This is a genomic window from Pseudorhodoplanes sp., assembly GCF_046289595.1.
In the GTDB taxonomy this organism is placed as follows: Bacteria; Pseudomonadota; Alphaproteobacteria; order Rhizobiales; family Xanthobacteraceae; genus Pseudorhodoplanes.
On record NZ_JBKBVB010000010.1, the window covers coordinates 37,463 to 57,328 of the forward strand.

16 protein-coding genes are annotated in these 19,866 nt (G+C 61.9%); 15 read left to right on the plus strand and 1 reads right to left on the minus strand.

Going from position 1 to position 19,866, the window contains the following annotated elements:
* The first annotated feature begins 175 nt into the window (after positions 1-175).
* From ACK41X_RS04305 to ACK41X_RS04335, 7 genes are all read left to right on the plus strand, one after another.
* Positions 176-1,084, plus strand: coding sequence for a hypothetical protein (locus tag ACK41X_RS04305; protein WP_409719621.1), 909 nt, complete (start codon positions 176-178; stop codon positions 1,082-1,084).
* A gap of 29 nt (positions 1,085-1,113) precedes the next feature.
* Positions 1,114-2,019 carry a sulfotransferase gene (locus tag ACK41X_RS04310; protein WP_409719623.1) on the plus strand — a complete coding sequence of 302 codons (906 nt, stop codon included), beginning with the start codon at positions 1,114-1,116 and terminating at the stop codon, positions 2,017-2,019.
* A 289-nt stretch (positions 2,020-2,308) separates the two neighbouring features.
* Entirely contained in the window at positions 2,309-3,634 is a 1,326-nt protein-coding gene (locus ACK41X_RS04315) for a hypothetical protein (protein WP_409719624.1), read from the plus strand.
* 80 nt (positions 3,635-3,714) lie between these two features.
* The gene (locus tag ACK41X_RS04320; protein WP_409719626.1) at positions 3,715-4,773 is read left to right on the plus strand and encodes a sulfotransferase; all 1,059 of its coding nucleotides are present in this window, start codon (positions 3,715-3,717) and stop codon (positions 4,771-4,773) included.
* Entirely contained in the window at positions 4,770-6,329 is a 1,560-nt protein-coding gene (locus tag ACK41X_RS04325; RefSeq protein ID WP_409719628.1) for a hypothetical protein, read from the plus strand. Before ACK41X_RS04320 ends, ACK41X_RS04325 begins: the two co-directional genes overlap by 4 nt.
* A gap of 150 nt (positions 6,330-6,479) precedes the next feature.
* Positions 6,480-8,219, plus strand: coding sequence for an ABC transporter ATP-binding protein (locus tag ACK41X_RS04330; RefSeq protein ID WP_409719650.1), 1,740 nt, complete (start codon positions 6,480-6,482; stop codon positions 8,217-8,219).
* A 67-nt stretch (positions 8,220-8,286) separates the two neighbouring features.
* Positions 8,287-9,207, plus strand: a complete 921-nt coding sequence (locus ACK41X_RS04335; RefSeq protein ID WP_409719630.1) for a sulfotransferase — start codon at positions 8,287-8,289, stop codon at positions 9,205-9,207.
* A gap of 26 nt (positions 9,208-9,233) precedes the next feature.
* Here ACK41X_RS04335 and ACK41X_RS04340 read toward each other — a convergent pair whose 3' ends face one another.
* Complete coding sequence (locus tag ACK41X_RS04340; protein ID WP_409719632.1) at positions 9,234-10,145, minus strand: hypothetical protein; 912 nt, start codon at positions 10,143-10,145, stop codon at positions 9,234-9,236.
* Positions 10,146-10,413: 268 nt separating this feature from the next.
* On the opposite strand from ACK41X_RS04340, the gene pseB reads away from it, so the two are divergent.
* The 8 genes from pseB to ACK41X_RS04380 are packed head-to-tail and all read left to right on the plus strand — an operon-like array spanning position 10,414 to position 19,851.
* The gene (gene pseB / locus ACK41X_RS04345; RefSeq protein ID WP_409719634.1) at positions 10,414-11,442 is read left to right on the plus strand and encodes a UDP-N-acetylglucosamine 4,6-dehydratase (inverting); all 1,029 of its coding nucleotides are present in this window, start codon (positions 10,414-10,416) and stop codon (positions 11,440-11,442) included.
* Positions 11,443-11,444: 2 nt separating this feature from the next.
* Positions 11,445-12,656 carry a UDP-4-amino-4,6-dideoxy-N-acetyl-beta-L-altrosamine transaminase gene (gene pseC, locus ACK41X_RS04350; RefSeq protein WP_409719636.1) on the plus strand — a complete coding sequence of 404 codons (1,212 nt, stop codon included), beginning with the start codon at positions 11,445-11,447 and terminating at the stop codon, positions 12,654-12,656.
* The gene (pseG, locus tag ACK41X_RS04355) at positions 12,656-14,149 is read left to right on the plus strand and encodes a UDP-2,4-diacetamido-2,4,6-trideoxy-beta-L-altropyranose hydrolase (protein WP_409719638.1); all 1,494 of its coding nucleotides are present in this window, start codon (positions 12,656-12,658) and stop codon (positions 14,147-14,149) included. Before pseC ends, pseG begins: the two co-directional genes overlap by 1 nt.
* The gene (pseI, locus tag ACK41X_RS04360; protein WP_409719640.1) at positions 14,146-15,198 is read left to right on the plus strand and encodes a pseudaminic acid synthase; all 1,053 of its coding nucleotides are present in this window, start codon (positions 14,146-14,148) and stop codon (positions 15,196-15,198) included. Before pseG ends, pseI begins: the two co-directional genes overlap by 4 nt.
* Before the next feature lie 32 nt (positions 15,199-15,230).
* Positions 15,231-16,217 carry a sulfotransferase family protein gene (locus tag ACK41X_RS04365; protein WP_409719642.1) on the plus strand — a complete coding sequence of 329 codons (987 nt, stop codon included), beginning with the start codon at positions 15,231-15,233 and terminating at the stop codon, positions 16,215-16,217.
* A complete protein-coding gene (locus ACK41X_RS04370) occupies positions 16,214-17,548 on the plus strand; it encodes a DUF4910 domain-containing protein (protein ID WP_409719644.1) in 1,335 nt (444 codons plus the stop codon). The genes ACK41X_RS04365 and ACK41X_RS04370 overlap by 4 nt, the downstream gene beginning before the upstream one ends.
* Positions 17,541-18,302, plus strand: a complete 762-nt coding sequence (locus tag ACK41X_RS04375; RefSeq protein WP_409719646.1) for a cytidylyltransferase domain-containing protein — start codon at positions 17,541-17,543, stop codon at positions 18,300-18,302. Before ACK41X_RS04370 ends, ACK41X_RS04375 begins: the two co-directional genes overlap by 8 nt.
* Complete coding sequence (locus tag ACK41X_RS04380; protein WP_409719648.1) at positions 18,286-19,851, plus strand: hypothetical protein; 1,566 nt, start codon at positions 18,286-18,288, stop codon at positions 19,849-19,851. The genes ACK41X_RS04375 and ACK41X_RS04380 overlap by 17 nt, the downstream gene beginning before the upstream one ends.
* Positions 19,852-19,866: the final 15 nt, after the last annotated feature.

Here is a 19,866-nt window from a genome sequence, read left to right on the forward strand (position 1 = left end):
ATGCGCGCGGACTCGACATGCTAGCCGCCAAGCTGGGGCCGCTGCTGCGCGGGCACGCCGCAGCGGCGCCGGTGGCGCGCGCGTCCTGAACCTGCCCGTTTGCCGACGCGGCAATCAAACCGCAATCGATCAGACCCGCCTTTCGATATATAAGAAAACGACAGGAGCAAAGCACATGGACATCGAGCGTCGCTTCTATCACTACGGCCTTGGCGCCGGTATTCCGTATCGGGCGCTCAATTCGGTCGCCGATGCCGTCGACCGCGCGCGCAACGCAAAGGACGTCAACCGCCGCCGCAAGGCGGCGCAGGATATTCTGCGCGGCTCGTCCTGGGCCGGTTTCATTCCGCAGGACCGCGGCTTTGCAAAGGTGACTCCGGACACGCTGCCGGGTACGCGCGAGGCCGTTGAGGCGGCGCTCGCGGTCATCGAGGACCGCCGGGCCTCGGGGTGGAAGGCGCGCCGCAACAATCCGTTCTATCAATGCGAGCGGCCCGAGGACTTCGTGCAGTATCCCGCGCTGATGAAGTTCGCGCTGAGCGATGCAATGCTGCAGATCGTCAGCGACTATTACGGCATGGTGCCTCAGCTGAAGGAGATCGGCATCTGGCTGACGCCCGCCTATGATGGCGAAGAACGCAGCAGCCAACTCTACCATCTCGACAAGCCCGAATGTCAGATTGTGGGCTTGTTCATGAATTTGCAGGCTCAGGGCGCCGATGCGGGGCCTTTGACGCTTCTGCCGCGGAACGTCTCGGAGCGCGTCCGCGAAGGAACCGGCTACGAGTCGATCTATTTCCGCGGCGACGGCCGGCTCACCGACGAGGCGGTTTTCAGTCATTGCGGAACCTCCGATCAAGTCGAGCTTGCCGGCGATGCCGGATATGGCGGCTTTGCAGATACCTCCAACTGCTTCCATTTCGGCAGCCGTTGCCGCAGCGGCGAGCGCAAGATGATGGTTGTGAAATTCATTCTGCCATACCGCTCACGCAGCCCGCGCACGCCGCTGTTTGATCTGGTTCCGGAGCCTGCCGACGAGGCGCGCAAACTGGCACTGTCCGGCGCGGATTTCCGACGCACCTGAACGGCGCGGGTCTGTCGGGGACGTCACGGATGCAGATGGAGCGTTTGCCGGTCTTCCACATCGGCGCCAACAAGGCCGGCTCGACGACCTTGCAGCGCGCTTTTCTGGCGCGCCACCCGGATATTCTGAGCCTCGGCAAGCCGGCTCCCAATCGTGCGTTGCACGATGCGATCGAACGGATCATGGACCATTGCAATTCGCGGAACCGTATCCCGGCTGATATCGTAGCCCTTCGCGAGTGCTGGCACGAAGCAACACGCGGCCTGGACGGCCGGGTCGCGGTCTATTCGAATGAGGAACTGATCCGGCCGTTCTTTGTCGACGGTGCCGCCGACGCCCAGCTGCCGCAGGCGCTATTCGAACTGGTCGGTCCGTACCGGGTCGTCATCGTTGCCCGCCACCAGCTTCGCCTGATTGAATCGCTCTATGTCCACAAGGCCAATTCCAGCAATTATCTGGATTTCGATGCCTGGCTGTCGAGCGATCCGCAATGGCATGCCTTCGGCTACCGCTTCTGCGAGATCGCAGAGGCTTGGAGCAGCGCGGTCGGACGCGAAAACGTCCAGGTCTTCCTGTTCGAGGAGATGGCGCAGCGCCCGGCTGAATTCGAAGCAAGGCTTTGCCGGTTTCTCGGGGTTGAGCCCAGCGCCGGGTGCAGCCTTCTGTCCGGACGGCACGAAAACGCGAGAAAGAGCAGCCGCACCCAAGCCTATGCGCGCTTCAGAAGTACGTTATTTCCGCGCGTCGGCCTCGGAGCGCTGCTGCCGTCGCCGATTCGCAAAGCCTGGCGCGACTATCTCGAAGGCGGCGCTCCGGCAAAGGCCAGCCTCCCGGCCTCATGGTCCGATCGCATCCGCGATCACTATCTTCCGGACAACCGGCGGCTTGTCGAGCGTTTCGGTCTGCCGCTGAAGGAATTCGGATATCCGTTGTGATGAGAAGCGGTTCCGGACCATTCGGAGTGGTTGTGTGCTGACCCCCCTAGAATCGCCGCCTTCAAAGCTGCGCGGTCTGAAAATACTTGCGCTGCTGCCAAGCCGGCAGGCCGGTTTTCACTATGCGCTGGCGCCGCTGCAATTCGGCAAGGACCGGCTGAACTGGACCGTCAGCATCATCGCGCAGAATGACGGCTTTCGCGCACTTGCGGCGCCATCGGGCCTGTCGTTTGAGCGTCCAGATATCGACTCGCTGCGCCGTGCGCCCACTGAGCTCACCGCGGCGGAGGTGGACCGGCTCAACGCACAGATGCGCAAGGCGGAACGCGCCGCCGGCGTGCCGGTGGGACAGCTTCTGCTCGCAGCGGAACTGAGTATCGGGCATGCTTTCGCCTATCCGGTTTTCCGGCTGAAAGAAAACAGGATCGCGCGGGCCGTGTTGCGCGACAACGAGCTGCCGATGAAGATTTTCATGCGGCTGTTTGCGCGCGCCGAGGAGTTCCTGGACAAATCCAGGCCGGACCTGGTCTACACGCTCGATATCATCGATCCATTCCGGTCGGCGCTCTGGCTCGCCGCACAGGGGCGTTCGATTCCATGCATTGTGGTCCGCAAATCCAAGCTGCTTTCGGACCGTGTATATTTCACCACCGATCGGCTGCTGCTTAATGTCCTCAGCTTGTATCGCGCGGCGGCCTTGCGACAAGACGGCGAACCGGTCAGCGAGCAGGCGCATGCTTATGTCCAAAAATTTTTGGAAGGGCCGAGAATCGTCAAATACCAGGAGCGAAAGAAGGCCAAGCGCAATTCGATCGGCTGGCCGACGCTGCATTGGCGCCTCTTCAAGACGGCCGCTGCGCGCCCGGTGAAATTCATTGATGGAAGCTTTCTTAACGGCTTGATCCGCTACAACCGTCCGCTGATCGTTGGCGCGCTGCAGCGCAGGCATTTTCGCCGCTTCGAGGAAGCCGAACTGGCTGCCATGAAGTACATCTATTTCCCGATGCACAAGGAAACCGACATCCCGCTGATCTTCCAGGCATCGCCCTGGTTCGACCAGCGCTTCACGGTCGGTTTGCTGGCGAGCCATCTGCCGGCAGGGTACAAGCTGCTGGTGCGCGAGCATCGTTCCAACTTCGGCTACCGGCCGTCGGGCTATTACCGCGACATCGGCGGGCTCCCCAATGTGGTTCTCGTCGATGCGCACGATTCTCAGTTCAAGTATTTGCGTAATGCGGAGCTGGTTGTCACGGAGAACGGCTCGTCCGGGTGGGAGGGCTTGTTGTACGGACGCAGGGTGCTTACCCTCGACCGCAGCTTCTATGACGGCGCCGGACATATGATGAATGTTGAGGCCTTGCGCGATCTCGGCCCAAGGCTCCTGGAGGCGCTGTCGGCAAAAGTTCGCGAAGGCGACCCATCGGACAAGGCTTCTGAATTGGGCCACGTTATCGATGCCGAATACGAGACCACCGTTCCCATGAGTGTGGATACGGCCGAGGACGTCACGAAGATGTGGCGTTTGTTCGAGGCCCTGACTGAGCTGGGCTCGGTCGACAGCGGACGGCGGGATTTCTTCCAGCGCGCTGCTGCCTTTCAGCCGGTCTTCGACTGAGAGGTCGTCCGCGTCCGTTTGCTGCGCGCGCAGTGCGGTCGAGCGAGGCGATGCGCAGCCGACGCCAAACGAAGCCCTCCATGATCTGGTCCGCCATACAGAACTTAAGAAGCCGTCGTTACGCCCGTCGGATCCTGAACGACACGCTGTCCGGGCGGCGCGAAGGATTGAACGATCTTGAGGACTTCCTTCTTGAGAATTATCAGCCGCTGCGCGCGCCTATGGTGCTGATTTCACAAGTGCAGCGCTCCGGCGGCACTCTGCTGAGTCAGCTCTTCGACGGGCATTCGCAGATTGCTGCGCATCCGGATGAGCTGAGGATCGGTCATCCAAACGAAGAGGATTGGCCCCCGCTCGACCCACGCTTCGGAGCCGAAGAAAATTTCAAGATATTGTTTGCGTCTAAAGTGTCGCGGAAGGTGCGTCGCGGCTATTCGAAGGGTAATCGGGACGGGGCGGTCCAGCGGTTTTTTCTCATCCCGCGCATACAGCTTGCCCTGTTTAAGAGAATGTTCGATGCAAGCGCTCCCGCATCTGCGCGCGATATCCTGGATTGCTATTTTTCGTCCTATTTCAATGCCTGGCTGAACTATGGCGATGGCCTCCAGAGCAAGCGCTGGGTTTCCGCTTTTGCGCCGCGCATCGCCGACAATCCCGTCGCCGTTGCCGGGTTCTTCAGGGATTATCCGGAAGGCAGGCTGATCCAGATCGTTCGGGATCCATCGACCTGGTTTCCCTCAGCCCGGAACCATCGCACCACGCGCCTTTCGGGGAAGTCGGCGGATTATGTGATGGAGCGCTGGGCCGTCTCCGCAAGCTCCATGATCCGTAACAAGGCCGAATTTGGTGACCGCGTCATCATCATCAAATTTGAAGATCTCCTGAGCAAGACGGAGGCGACGATGCGGCGCCTATCGTCAGAACTTGGCGTCGACTTCGAACCCAGCATGACCGTGCCGACCTATCTCGGACGGACAGTCTGGGCGAATTCCAGCTTCGATGTGGGCAAGGGTGGCGTGATCGATGCGCCGCTCGCGCGCAAGGCCATGTTGTCTCGCGAGGATGCGCAGTTGATCGAGAGGCTTGGCGGTGCGGTCTACCAGGACGTGCTGAAGAAGGCATTGGATATCGCGGCATGACCGTGCCTCAGCGGTTGCCGGTACGTGCGCCTGACTTCTCCAGGCTAACGGTCCTTGCCATGGTGCCCGCACCTGACGAGGAGCGCGGCCAGTATCTGATTCGTCTGCTGTCGGCGCTCAAAGATCGCTGGCAATGGAAAGTCAGTGTTCTGTGCAGCGCTGCGGACGTCCCGGGCCTGAAACCGCTGACCGAACCGGACGGGCTTTGCTTCGTCCCGCCAAATTATCGCGTTGCCCCGGATTGGGAGGGTGACCCGGCGTCATTGGCTGATTGTCAGGCGCGTTTGCACGAGGCTGAGCTTGTGACCGGTGTTCCCGTCGGCCAGCTCCTGCTCGCCGCTCAGGCCAATATCGGCTGCGCTTTTACCCTGCCGCATCTCAGGCCGAAGCCCAACACGACCAGCGAAAAGATGCTTGCGGACAATAACGAGCCCCACCGGGCTTATCTGCGGCTCTTCGGTTTTGCCGATGATATGCTTGAAAAGGTCCAGCCCGATCTGGTGGTCGCATATGAGTGGGAGAAGCCGTGGCGGTCGAGTGTCTGGATGGCGGCCGCGCGCAGAAAGATAAAGTGCATTGCGATCCGTCGCTCGAAGCTCAACGGCGATCATTATTACTGGACCGTGGATCGGATGCTCGCCAACATGGCCGCCAGCGCACTTGCCAAGGTTAAGGTCGATACTGGAGCGCAGGTTAGTGACGCGGCACGGCGCCACATCGCAACGTTTCGCGATACACCGAAGACGGTGAAATATATCGGCGACAAATGGGACATCTACAGCAAACGAACCTGGATAACCTGGCACAAGGGGTGGGCTATTTCGGTCGCCAAACGGGCTTGGAGACGGTCGTCGGGCCGAGGCCGGGCAAACGATCTCGGGTTTGGTAAGCTGCTGGAATACAACCGCACAATCCTGGAGGGCAGGCGCGATCGGAAGTTTATCGCGTCATTCGAAGAGCCCGAGCTTGCCGGGATGCGCTATGTTTATTTTCCGATGCATAAAGAGGCGGACCTGCCCCTGGTTTTGCAGGCTCCCCGCTGGCACGATCAGGCCAACACGATCCGTGTGCTGGCGGCCTCTTTGCCGTCGGGCTACCGGCTGCTGGCCCGCGAACACCGCTTCAATATAGGGATGCGGCCTAAGCACTATTACGAGTGGCTCTCCCGGTTGCCGAATGTCACCCTGGTCGACCCATTCGACGACCAGTTCAAATATATCCGCAACGCCGGCCTGCTGGTGACGGAGAATGGATCGTCCGGATGGGAAGGGTTGTTGCTGAAACGTCCGGTGATCACGCTGTCGCGCACAGCCTATGACGGGGCCTGTCTCGCGCGGAAGGTGCCGGATGCAGATGCGCTCGGCGCTGTCGTACTGGAGGCGCTTTCCAAACCGGTCCTTGCCGATCCGGAATATGACCGGCGGCTCGGCTGCATGATCGATGCTGAATTCGAGACGACATTCTCCATGGACATCGCACGCGTGATGGAGGGCGTAGAGCGGCTGGAGGTGATGCTCTCGGAGCTTTCGTCCGGCGAAGGCCGCGCGGCCCTTTAGGGACATCAAAGCACGGACAAAATGAGACCGCTCCTCAAATCGTCCAGCATGTTCGCAATGACCCGGCGCCTTGGCGTGCCGCGTCGCGTGCTGGTATTTTTGTTCTTGCTGAACTGCTCGGGTGTTCTGTTCGAAGTCGCCGGCGTTGGCATGCTTCTGCCGGTATTTGAGCTGCTTCAGGCCGGAGCAGCGTCGCCGGACGCCGGTCTGGCAAGTCTGCGGGGCCGCCACTGGGACGCGCTGCGGAATCTGTCGGCGCAAACCGGAATTCCGATCACTCTCGGATTGCTGCTGTCGATCAGCTTCGGCCTGATCGTGATGCGGCAGGTCTTTCTGTATTTCAGCCAGCGCTATCAGGCCACGGTCGAGCGGGAACTGGCTAACACGATCCGCCACCGCGCGTTCCATCGCTTTCTGCTCGCGCAAACCAGTTTGCAGGATCAGGCCCGGGTTGGCGAGGTTGTCGCGGTCCTGGACAAGGAATTGCGCCGTTCGCTTGAGGTGATCCTGTCGATCCCGCAATCGCTGACGCTCGTCGTACAGGGTGCAGCCTACCTTACTGCCTTGTTTATGCTGTCTGTCCCCATGACGCTTATGGCGCTGGTGGTGATGGTGGGGCTGGTCGTGGCATTGCGGCGCACGGTTTCCGAGGTCAAACGCCGTGGCGTCAACATTTCGAAAAGCAGCCGCGAGCTTTCGGCTTTCATGGTCGAGCGACTCAACCATACCCGCCTGATCAGGCTTTCGGGAACGGAGAAGGCAGAGGCGCAGGCGGTTCTCGACCTCAGCAAGCGTTACACCGACGAAAGTTTGAAGCAGAAGCTCGCCTCGTTGCGGGTATCGCTCGTTCCCGAACCGGTGGCCGCAGGCGTGGCGTATCTGATGTTGTTTATCGGCGGGCAGATTCTCGGACTCAGTTTCGGGACGCTCGGACTGTTTTCGATCTTCCTGATCCGCCTCATGCCGATCGTCAGGGGCGGCTTGGTGCAATATGTGTCGGTGGTGGGAAAAATCCCCTCACTCGAGCGGCTGGATGAGTATCTGACCCAAACTTTGGCCGAGCGCGAGTCGAAGGGCGGCAACGCGAGGCTCGACGACGTCGAGCGCGGCATCGAGTTTCGTAACGTGACCTTCAGCTATCGCGATGCCAGCGTGCCGGCCTTGTTCAATATTTCGGTCAGGCTGCCCGCGCACCGGATGACGGCGCTGGTTGGCCCCTCCGGTGCCGGAAAGTCGACCTTTGTCGATCTGCTGCCCCGTCTTCGCATGCCGTCGGCTGGCGAGATATTCATCGACGATATTCCGCTCTCCGAGTTTTCCATAACCAGCCTGCGATCCGGGATTGCCTTCGTTCCGCAGCAGCCGCAGATTTTCAACAGTTCGGCGGCCGAGCACATCCGCTATGGAAAGGACGACGCCACCGACGATGAAGTGCGGGAAGCGGCACGGCTCGCGGGCGCATCGTCGTTTATCGAGGCCTTGCCGCTGGGATACGACACCCCACTCGGTGACGGCGGGCGCAAACTGTCGGGCGGGCAGCGGCAGCGTCTCGACATCGCGCGCGCGCTGGTTCGTCGCGCGCCGATTCTGATCCTCGATGAGCCGACAAGTGCCCTGGATGCCGACGCCGAGGCGGCATTTCGGGACGTCCTCGCGACGCTGCGGCAGGAAACGCGGCTCACGATCATCGTTATTGCCCATCGCATCTCCACCATCGCTAACGCCGACCAGATCGTGGTGCTGCGGCAGGGCCGGCTGGAGGCGGTCGGCAATCATGACACGCTGATGGCCGCTGGCGGCTGGTACGCCAACGCATATCGCAAGCAGCACCACCGCAACGACGAAGCCGAGCTGCGCAAGGACGAAGCCGCAAAAGCATTGCGGCATTGATGTTTTCGCCTGAGCCGCCACTCATGACCATGAAATCGAAGCGCTTCATGTATCGCAGCTCTTCGCGATGACGCCCAGGCCTCCGATACTTCCAGTCCTCCATGTCGGCTTTCACAAGTCCGGCTCGACGACGATACAAGGCGCATTGTTTGCGCGTCATCCCGATATCGCCTGCCTCGGCGAGCCGAACGAGGATCCGGTCGCCTTTGCAGCCATCCGCGGCATTGCGGATTCGTGCCACAGGGTCGAACGCAAGCGGGTTGTATTCGAGCCGGACAAGTGCCGTGCGTTATGGCGGCAGGCGATGGATAGCGTGCCTGATGGCAAGGTGCCGGTTTTCTCAAAAGAGGCGCTGACCCAGTACGAGCACTACCAGACGCCGGACGACCGGCGCATGGCAGACAGACTCCGGGAGGTGGTCGGGCCCGCACGCATCGTCATCGTGGTGCGGCACCAGATCAAGCTGATCGAGTCGCTGTATCTGTTCCACGCCAAGGGTGCGCGCTACGAGGCGCCCGAGCACTGGCTGCGTGCACGAAATGAAGGCCCGCTGCGGATGTATTCGTACCATCTCATGACACGACCCTTTATAGAGAATTTCGGCCGTGAGAACGTGGTGATCGTGCCCTTCGAACAGCTCCGCAATGATCCGGAAGGCTTTTCAGCCCGCATATGCACGTTCATTGGCGTCGATCCCGAGCGGGGTGCGCAACTGATGCAGCGGGAACGGCGCAATCAGCGAATTAGCAATCGCTATCTCGTCTATTCCAAGATTCGGAAGGCCTCGGGTCTTTACGTCGGACTTGGCCATCTGGTGCCGAAGTCCATCCGCGATAAGGTCAACGGCTTCCTGATGGGAGGGGACGACGCCAAGGTACGATTTCCTCGGGAGTGGATCGAGCAGACCGAGAATTATTATCGTGAGGACAACCGGCGGCTCGCGGCAGAATGGAATCTCCCTTTGCAGGAATACGGTTACCCGCTCTAAACAATTGGATGGCGCAACGCCCGTGATCAGTCCTCGTCGTCCTGCACAACCGTTTTATCGGTATCGCGGTTCGGAATCACAAGTTGCCTGATCCTGTCGTTTCCGAAGCGCTCGTCGAACGCCTTGGTCCGCACGATCGTCCCGCCATGAACTGCGTCCGCAAGGCTCAGGAAGTTGAACTGCAGCAGCAGGCGCTCGCCCTTGCGCACCCGCGCACCGAAATGGAAGCAGCGCGAGGAATCGACGAAGCCGCCGGTGCCTGCCTTGCCGATCAGAGAGATCGTGTCTTCGGGTTTGCAATGCTCATAGATGATCTTGTCGGGGACGCGGCCCTGAAGCTTCATGGTGCCGATCGCACGCGATATGCGCTCGGAGACGTCGCCGGGCAGGAACGTGAACGGACCGCAATCGCTGTCCACGTCGTCCATGTTGATCAGGAATTTGGATCGCCGCAGCAGCCACTTCTGATTGTCGAGATGAAAAAGCTGGCTGCCTTTCAGATGATCGTTTTGCGGTGTGCACCAGAGCTTGACGCTCATCAGAACGGGGATCTCCCCGAGGTAGTCGGAAGCGACCTGCAATATCTCATCGGAAAGGATCAGATCGAACAGGGCGGGGGCGTCTTCATAGCGCTTCGGATCGAGAATCGTCGGATTGTAGTCGGCCTTCTTCTTGGCCGGAGCGTTGCGGCGCTCTTCGCGCACCTGCTGAGCGAACTTGATTGCGGCAGGAAGCGCTTCGGAAATCCGTTCCGGCAACATGCCATAAGCGAGCTTTCGGTCGATCAGATTGTTCAGCTCGGGCTTGCGCGGCATGGTCTGAAACAGCCGCCGGCGTTCAGCCTGACTGTCGCGCACCCGCAGCGAACGCGCTGCGCGCCGGATCCGCTCGATTGTTTTTTCGACCGCCGCCTGATGAGGAAGGGCTGTTGCCAGCATAGAACTGTCTCCAGAAACACCGCGCAGAGATATGCCACTCTTGGCGCACCTCGCCTTCGGCGGAATACATGCCAAATCACCAGCAATAATGCCTCAAAGCATGCGGGCCTTCAAGAAGCGCAGCTTGCATAGCTGACCGAAATCCTGCAGATCGCAAAGCCGACAACGTGGAACTGTTTCCGCGGTGTCTTCGGTGCCGCCGTCCCGGTCACTTGTCGGTGGCGGCCAACATTGTTTGAAACCTCTAAAGAATACGGCAAAGCCTTCAGTGCGAACATTCGAAAGCGGCGGCGCAGATCTCGATAATGCGTCCGTGTTGATTACCGGCGGAACCGGATCCTTCGGGCAGCAAATGGTCCGGACCCTTCTTGAGCGCTACCGGCTCCGGCGGCTCGTCATCCTGTCGCGTGACGAACTCAAACAATATGAGATGGCTCAACGGTTTCCTCCGTCGGAGCATTCCGTTTTGCGATACTTCATCGGCGATGTGCGCGACCTTGGCCGCCTCGAGATGGCGTTTCGCGATATCGACATCGTGATCCACGCCGCGGCGTTGAAGCAGGTGCCGACGGCCGAATACAATCCCTTCGAGTGCATCAATACCAACGTCCATGGCGCGGAAAACGTGGTCCGCGCCGCCCTTCGCACAGAGGTGAAGAAGGTGATCGCGCTGTCGACCGACAAGGCGGCCAGCCCGATCAATCTTTACGGCGCGAGTAAGCTTGCATCCGACAAGATTTTCGTTGCCGCCAACAATCTGTCCGGTTCGCGGCGTCAGATATTTTCGGTCGTCCGCTACGGCAATGTTGTCGGGTCGCGCGGCAGCGTCGTGCCGCTATTCGCGCGGCTGATCCGCGATGGGGCGCCGGAACTGCCGATCACCGACGCCCGCATGACGCGCTTTGCAATTACGTTGCAGCAGGGGGTGAACTTCGTTCTCTCGACCTTGAAGATGGCGGAGGGCGGAGAGATCTTCGTTCCGAAGATACCGAGCATCCGTATTGTGGATCTCGCCGAAGCGATGGCGCCGGGTAAGCCGCAACGAATCGTCGGCATCCGTCCCGGCGAAAAACTTCATGAGCTGATGATCACAGAAGACGATGCACGCTCGACGGTGGAGACGTCCGACCGATTCATCATCGAGCCGGCATTCGCGGCAGGCTGGCGGCGCAAGAACCATGCTGCGAACGGCTTTCACCCTGTTGCAGAGAGCTTTCGCTATGGCAGCGACGATAATCCGGAATATCTTTCGGTCGAGGAGATCCGGGCGCTTCTGGCGGCGGAAGGCAGGCATTGACCATGTCGCGCCCCATGCTGCGTTACGGGCGGCAAAGCATCGAGCAGGACGACATCGATGCGGTCGTTGCCGTGCTGCGCGGCGACTTCCTGACCACCGGGCCTGCCGTCGAGGCATTCGAGAAGGCAATTGCGGAGAAGACCGGTGCGCGCGATGCGGTCGTGTGCAGCAGCGGCACGGCTGCCCTGCATATGATGGCCATGGCGCTGGACCTGTCGCCGCAGGATGCCGTGGTGGTGCCGTCCATGACTTTCATGGGCACGGCGAGCGCCGTTCGGCTTGCGGGCGCTGAGGTGGTTTTTGCCGATGTCAATCCGGAAACCGGGTTGATGGAGGCGGGGCATCTCGAAGACGCCGTCGCGCGTGCAGGGTCGCATCGGGTGAAGGCAGCGATCCCGGTGCATCTCAACGGCTGGGCCTGCGACATGAATGCACTCGCGGCAGTCGCAGATAAGCGCGGAATCGTGCTGCTGGAGGACGCCGCGCACGCGATCGGCACAACGGTCGCGCAAGACGGACGACGCATTGCCGTCGGCGCGTGTGTGCGCTCGAAGATGGCGATCTTCTCCTTTCATCCGGTCAAGACCGTTACCTCGGCCGAAGGAGGGGCGGTGACGACCAACGATCACGCACTCGCGGCACGGCTGCGGCGGCTGCGCAGCCATGGCATCACGCATAACCCGGGAGATTTTGTCGATCGTGCTGCCGCCTTCGCGCCCGGGGGCGAACCCAATCCCTGGTATCATGAAATGCATGAACCCGCGCCGAATTACCGGTTGAGCGACGTGCATTGCGCGCTGGGACTGAGCCAGCTGAAAAAACTCGACCGCTTCGTGGCGCGCCGGCAGGCTTTGGCTGCGCGCTACGATAAAGCGCTTTCCCCGCTTGCGCCGCTCGTGCGCCCGGTGCCGCGCATTGCAGGCTGCGAGCCTGGACTGCACCTCTATGCGGTGTTGATCGATTTCGCAGCGCTCGGCCTCGACCGCGCCACAGTGATGCAGCGATTGCGGGATCAGGGCGTCGGCACGCAGGTGCATTACATTCCGGTGCATCGTCAGCCCTATTACCGGCGTCGCTACGGAGAATTGTCGCTGCCGGGCGCCGATACCTATTACGCCCGCGAACTGTCACTGCCGCTGTTTCCTGCGATGCAGGACGACGACGTCGATCGTGTCGCCGCTGCGCTATCGGCAATCGTGGATTGCGTCGGCTGATGCACGCGCTGTTTCGCGCCGATGCCAGCCCGGACATCGGCGGCGGCCATGTCATGCGCTGCCTGACGCTTGCGGATACGCTGGCCGCGGCCGGCTGGAGCTGCGGTTTCGCGTTCCGGTCCGGCACCTTGCAAACGGTTCCGGCGCTCAAGCGAAGCGGACATGTCCTGCAGTTGCTCTCGGGCGCCGTGGCCGACGAACCGGCCGAAATGGCCGAGACGCTGCGCGGATGCTGCGATCTACTCGTGGTCGACCATTACGGCCGCGGAGCTGATTTCGAAACTGCGTGCCGCAGCTTTGCGCACCGCCTTCTCGTGTTCGACGACCAGCCCTTGCGCCGTCATGACGCTGATCTGCTTCTGGATGCAACGCCGCGGGCAGGCGACAATCACTACCGGGGACTTGTGCCGCCCGGATGTTCGCTGCTGCTCGGTCCTGCCTTTGTGCCACTGCGTCCGGAATTCGCGCTGGCGCGGGCAAAAGCGCTCGCCCGGAGGGTTCGGGGCGGCGCAGTGCAAAGACTCCTTGTGAGTGTGGGGCTGACCGACCGACTCAATGTCACCTCGCGGATTCTCCGCGGCGTTTGCGCCAGCGGCTTGCCGCTGACGGTCGACGTGGTACTCGGGTCTGCGGCGCCTCATCTCGAATCCGTGCGTGGCTTGATTGCGGAGCTCAAACTGGATGCGCAACTTCATGTCGATGTATCCGACATGGCGGCGCTGGCCGCTGCTGCCGATCTGGCGATCGGCGCGGGCGGTCAAAGCAGCCTTGAGCGCTGCTGTCTTGGATTGCCGAGCCTTCTCGTCGTTACTGCCGACAATCAGCGTGACCTCGCCGCCGGGCTGGAGCGTTGCGGCGCAGCCGCATTGCTGTCCGGCCCGCTTATCGAGCCGGACGAGGTCGCTCGTGCTTTGGCCCGGATCTGCGCCGATCCGGACCGGCGCGTCTGCATGGCGCATGCCGCCGCGGAATTGTGCGATGGACGGGGACCTGTGCGGGTTCAGATCGCTCTTGCCGGCGAAGAACGGGCAAAAGGCGGAAAAAGCGTCCGGCTGCGGCTCGCAACGCAAGCCGATCGTGACCTGCTGCTGTCATGGCAGCAGCACCCCGCGACGCGGCGTTTTTCGCATAATCCGCAGGCGCCCACCGGTGCCGAACATGATCGCTGGCTGGCCGGCGTTCTCGGCGACCCGTCACGGCTGCTGATGATCTCGCTCTGTGACGAAAAGCCGGCCGGCATGTTGCGGCTCGACCGCATCGGACCAAACTCACAAAGAATTTCGATTCTCACCGCCCCGGAGTTCGCGCGATCGGGCGTGGCGCAGGCCTGCCTTGCCATCGCGCGCCGGATATTCCCGGCGGCAGAGCTGTGCGCCGAGGTGCTGCCGGAGAACGAGGCCTCGCGCCGGCTGTTCCAGAGCGCCGGATATATTGAAACCGAACCCGGTTTCTTCACACGCTCCGAGGAGCCCAACCGGCGGCATCCATCATGAAGCCTGTTCTCGACATCGGCGGCCGCAAAATCGGACCCGATTTTCCCCCTTACGTGATTGCGGAAATGTCCGGCAATCACAATGGCGACCTCGCGCGCGCCCTCGAAATCGTTATGGCTGCGAAGGACGCAGGCGCCGATGCGCTGAAGCTGCAAACCTATACAGCGGACACCATCACCATCGACTATGATGGGCCGGGCTTCACGGTCGAAGGCACGCTCTGGGAAGGCCGGACGCTGCACGATCTCTACGACGAGGCGCATACGCCTTGGGCGTGGCATAAGCCGATATTCGACAAGGCGCGCGAACTCGGCATTCCGGTCTTCTCCAGTCCGTTCGACTTCACCGCCATCGATTTTCTCGAAGATCTCGGATGCCCCGCCTACAAGATTGCATCGTTCGAAATCGTCGACCTGCCGCTGATCGAGCGGGCGGCCGCGACTGGCAAGCCGCTCATCATCTCGACCGGTCTTGCGAATTCGGAGGAGATTGCGGAGGCGATCGCCGCCGCGAAAACGGCGGGAGGGCAGGATCCTGCTATTCTGCATTGTATTTCCACCTATCCAACCGCGCCGGAGACCTGCAACCTGCGGATCATTCCGGCCATGATTGACAGGTTCAAAACCGTGGTCGGCTTTTCCGATCACACGCTCGGGACGGCGGCGGCAATTGCAGCAGTCGGGCTCGGCGCTTCGATCATCGAAAAGCACATCACCCTCGATCGCGCCGATGGCGGGCCGGATGCGGCGTTTTCTCTTGAGCCGGGCGAATTCGCGGCGATGGTCAGGGACTGCAATGTCGCCTTCGCGGCGCGGGGGCACGGCAGGTTCGAGCGGCCGCAAGCCGAGGATGGCCTCGCGGTCTTCCGGCGCTCTCTCTATGTGGTCGAGGACGTAGCTGCAGGCGAGACGTTTACCGCACGCAATGTCCGCTCGATCCGGCCGGGCCATGGGCTGCCGCCGAAATATCTCAGCAGCATGATGGGCAGGACTGCGGCGCGCGATCTCAAGCGTGGCACGCCGCTGTCCTGGGACATGATTGCGAAATAAGGCAGCCGGCTTGTTGTGGGATGAGTTTGTCTGTGCAAAATCCGCTGGCGTTTTTGTGCGGTCATCGCAAGTCCGGCACGACCCTGTTGAGCAACCTGCTGGATGGCCATCCGCAACTTGCGGTATACCCGGCCGATCTGGCTTTACTCTACGCGTATTTTCCAGAGTTTATCGCCACGCATTCGGACGCTCAGCAGCGCCGCGCGCGGCTGGAGCGCATCCTGTTCACCGATCTGCGCAACCGGCTCGATCCTTCGCTGATCGATATCGATGCGTTGGCCCGTGCCTTTTTCGACGGACTGGAGGATGCCGATCTCGGTCGTGTCGAAACCCTGATCGCGCGGCTGATGCGGTCGTTCCGTTCGGTCGTCCAGGACGAGGAAAGCACAACACGCTGGAGCATGTTCAAGGAGACCAGCATCGAGATCTACGCCGCGGAAATGCGGACATGGTTTCCCGAGGCGCGCTTCATTCACCTCGTGCGCGATCCGCGCGACAATTTCGCAGCGCTCGCCGCCGGCGTCGAGAGCTACTACAGCCGTATGGGCGAGGATCATAACCGAACGCTCGCGAGCCTGCTGAACCGCGTCTGCACCGGATTTCGCATGGCCCGCATCAACCGCGCGGAGTTCGGTGAGGATCGTTACCTCATCGTGCGTTTCGAGGATCTCGCCACGGCGCCGGAGCCCGCGATGCGCCGGGTGGCCGATTTTCTCGAGATCGATTTTGCTCCGTCGTTGCTGATTCCGACGCTGCTTGGCAACCCGACCGGCGGCAACGCGTTTGATGGGGTGGCCGCCTTTGAAGTGAACCCTCGCAATGTCGAGCGCTGGCGCGAACGCATTTCACCTGACGATGCACAGGTAATCGAGTTTCACCTCGGCGAGGAGATGTGGGAGTTCGGCTACAGGCCCGTATTCTCCGAACGCGAGCAGGCGCGGGCGGCAGCCGAATTCTACAAGTGGCAGAACTACGCCTATTTCTACCGCGACCGCTTCGCGCACGGTCTGGTCCGATGATCGCAATGCCGCAGATTGCGCCGGCCGAAGCCGACAGCGCCGACGAGATCGAGGCGCTGTTCGACAGGCTGTGGCCGCTTCTGCGTTCGCTGACGGGTGAGGGGGTACGCGCGACGCACGACATCCTGTCGGAATATCTGCCACTGCAGCGGATCGAGGTGCCCTCCGGCACCCGTGTCTTCGACTGGACGGTACCGCAGGAATGGGTGGTCCGCGAGGCCTATATTCTGGCGCCTGACGGCCGCCGTTTGTTCGATGTCGCCGAAAACAATCTGCGGCTGGTCAATTATTCCGTCCCGTTTCGCGGCGCGCTCCGGCGTTCGGACCTGGAAAAGCACCTGTATAGCCGCCCGGATATGCCGGATGCCATTCCTTACGTGACGAGCTACTACGCACCCCGTTGGGGCTTCTGCCTGAGCGAGAACGAACGCAGGGCCTTGCCGGAGGGCGACTACGAGATCGTCGTCGATACCGAACTGAAAGACGGAGCGCTGACACTTTCGGAAGCGGTACTGCCGGGTCTTGAAACGGACGAAGTCCTGATCTGGACCTATACCTGTCATCCGTCGCTTGCGAATAACGAACTATCCGGCCCGCTCGCGGCAGCGATGCTTTACCGGCGTCTCGCCGCCTGGCCGGAGCGTCGGCTGACCTATCGCTTCGTGTTCGCGCCGGAAACCATCGGCGCAATCGTCTATCTCGCGCTCCGCGGCGACCACCTGCGCGAGCATCTGGCCGCAGGCTATGTCGTGACGTGCTGCGGGCTCGACACGCATTTCACGTACAAGCGCTCGCGTCGCGGCAAAACGCTCGCCGACCGGGCGGTGGTCCATGCACTGAAAACGCTCGGCGTCGAACATCGGGTGCGCGATTTTTCGCCAACCGGCAGCGACGAGCGGCAATATTGTTCGCCCGGCTTCAACCTGCCGGTCGGCTCGCTGATGCGCGGTGCCTATGGAGATTATCCCGAATATCATACCTCGCTCGACAACAAAGCTCTGATCGATTTCGCAGCGCTACGCGGCACCGTCGACGCCTATGAGACGGTCTGCCGGACGCTCGACCGCAACCTGACCTTTGAGAATCTGTTGCCCTATGGTGAGCCGCAGCTCGGCCGCCGCGGCCTCTATCCGACGCTCGGTGCGCCGGACCAGGCTGAGCGTGTCCAGGCCCTGATGTGGGTGCTCAATCAATCTGACGGCACGCAGGATGTGTTGTCGATCGCAGAGCGCAGCGGCCTGACAGTCGACCAGCTCTGGTCCGCCGCCATCGCCGCGGAAGGCGCCGGAATTCTGCGGCGTGTTTACGTCGGACAGGCCATGCATGCCTGAAGACTGGCATCCGGCTGTGGCCATTGTGCAGACGCGGATGACCTCGTCGCGTCTGCCCGGCAAGGTGATGAGGCCGCTCGCAGGTGCGCCGCTGATCCGTCGCATGATCGAACGCGTTCAGCGTATTGCCGGGCTCGACCGCGTGGTGGTGGCGCTGGCGGAGGGCGAGGCGCATGATCCGGTGATCGCTGCGCTCGATGGACTGGACGTAACGATCGTGCGCGGCAGCGAGGACGATGTGCTGGCGCGCTATGCCGTGGCGGCACGTGAGACGGATGCGACGACCGTCATGCGCGTGACGTCGGACTGTCCACTGCTCGATCCGGAGGTGAGTTCTACGATATTGAGGGCGTATACCGACGCAAGGCCGTCAGGCATCCGTTATGCCAGGACGTCGGCAAACAGCGGCTACCCGCATGGCTTCGACACCGAAGTGTTTGATGTCGCCGCCCTGTTCGAGGCGGATGCGAAAGCATCCGATCGCTTCGACCGTGAGCATGTCACTCCCTATATCCGCAATCGGCCGGATGCGTTCCCCGCCGTCATTATCGACAGCAAGCCCGATCGCCGGAACTGGCGGATTACCGTGGATACCGAAACGGATTACCGTTTGACCTGCGCGATTTACGATGCGCTTTACCGGCATAATCCGCATTTCGGCTATGCCGACATAGTTGCGCTGTTCGAGGCGCGTCCTGATCTGCGCGCAATAGCCGAACAGACATCGGCACACGTCCATGCTGCAACGCGCTGAAGCCATGCCGGTCATCCCGGCCGATCTCGAGACCGCGCTGGCATGTCCGGGATGGCGGGATAATGTCCGCTGGCCGGTCAGTCTTTCCGAGACCAATGCGATCTGCGTGCGCCAGGTGGACGGCGCGCTTGCCTTTGTCCGCGCCCTGGACAATGCGTTGATGCACGATGCCGCGTTGCTGGCGCTTCCCGTGGTGCTGGCTTATGGCCGCGCCATTGTGCTCGCGGCGCTGGCCATCGCGCGCGCTGACCAGGACGGTTTGGAGATTTCCGGCGCCGCGGCCGAACTTGACTATCTTCAGACCGGGGACGGCCCGCTGCCGGTACGCACGGAGCCGGTATTGCCGCCGGCAAAGGTCGGCCTCTCGTTTGCACGCCGGATCGCGCGGATGCGGAGCTGGACGCCGCTGGCAAGCCTGCCGCGCGCGTTGCTTGCGCCCGCTGCGGTCGCAATCAGCCACAATTCCCTGCTGCGCGCTGTTGCAGCGTCCGAAAGGGAAAGTGTCGGATTTCGCCATGCCGAAATCATCCTCGATGCTGCCCGGCGCAAACCCGCGAATACCGCCGATGTCGGCGAAACCGCCCAGACACTTGCCGATGTGGTCGTCGGCGTGGCTGCGTTGGAGGATCCTTACCGCCAGCGCGCTCTGCGGCTTGTCGCAGCAGTGGCGCAGATGCACGTCGCCAAGGCCGCGCGCGATATGGCGGCGCTGCGGACTGTTTCGTTGCCCGATAACGTCTGGACCGGATCGGGTGGGCTCCATGCGCCGCGCGCCATCGGACTTGAGGTGCTGCGGCGGGGCGGTCGCGTGCGTCGCTTCGATCACGGCACGCCGCGGGAATTCGTCGGAACTGCAGAGGTCACCGACCTGCTCGAATTGTCGGTGTCTTCCGAATTTACGCTGCCGACCGAGGCGGCCGCCGCGATCTGCCGCACCGAAATGCGCAAGCGCGCGGGCGAGGTGAAGATCACCGGCGGCAATGGCGATCCGGTCTTCCGCCGCGTCCCCGCGCAGCGCGCGAGGACAGCAGCACGTGCGAAGCTCCGCGTCGTCTATGCGCCGACCCAGCTGCTCGGCTTTCGCCAATTGGTACCCGCATTGCCGCCCGATCCGGTTCATCTCGACTGGCAGATGCGGGTTGCGGAATATCTCAACACGCTGCCGGTCGATTTCATCTGCCAGGCGCATCCGGAGGGACTGTTCGGCGGCAGGCCGCATCCGCTGGAACAGGTGGTGCCGACCCGGCGCGGCAATTTCCATGCGCAGCTCAATGAGGCCGATGTCTTCGTGTTCGACTATCCGACCACGACCGCGCTGTGGGAGGCCTGCTGCACCGATGCGCGCATCGTCTATCTCGATTTCGGCGCGGGACGCATGACACCCGAGATTGCGCGCCTTTTCGCGCAGCGCGCGACGGTGCTGCCGGTCACGCATGACGAAGACCATCGCATGACTTTCGACCAAGCCGCCCTGCGCGACGCCGTGCTGTCTGACACCGGTCCCGCCGATCCTTCGGAATTCCGCCGCCTGCTTGCGGGTGACGCCTGATGTGCGGGCTCGCCG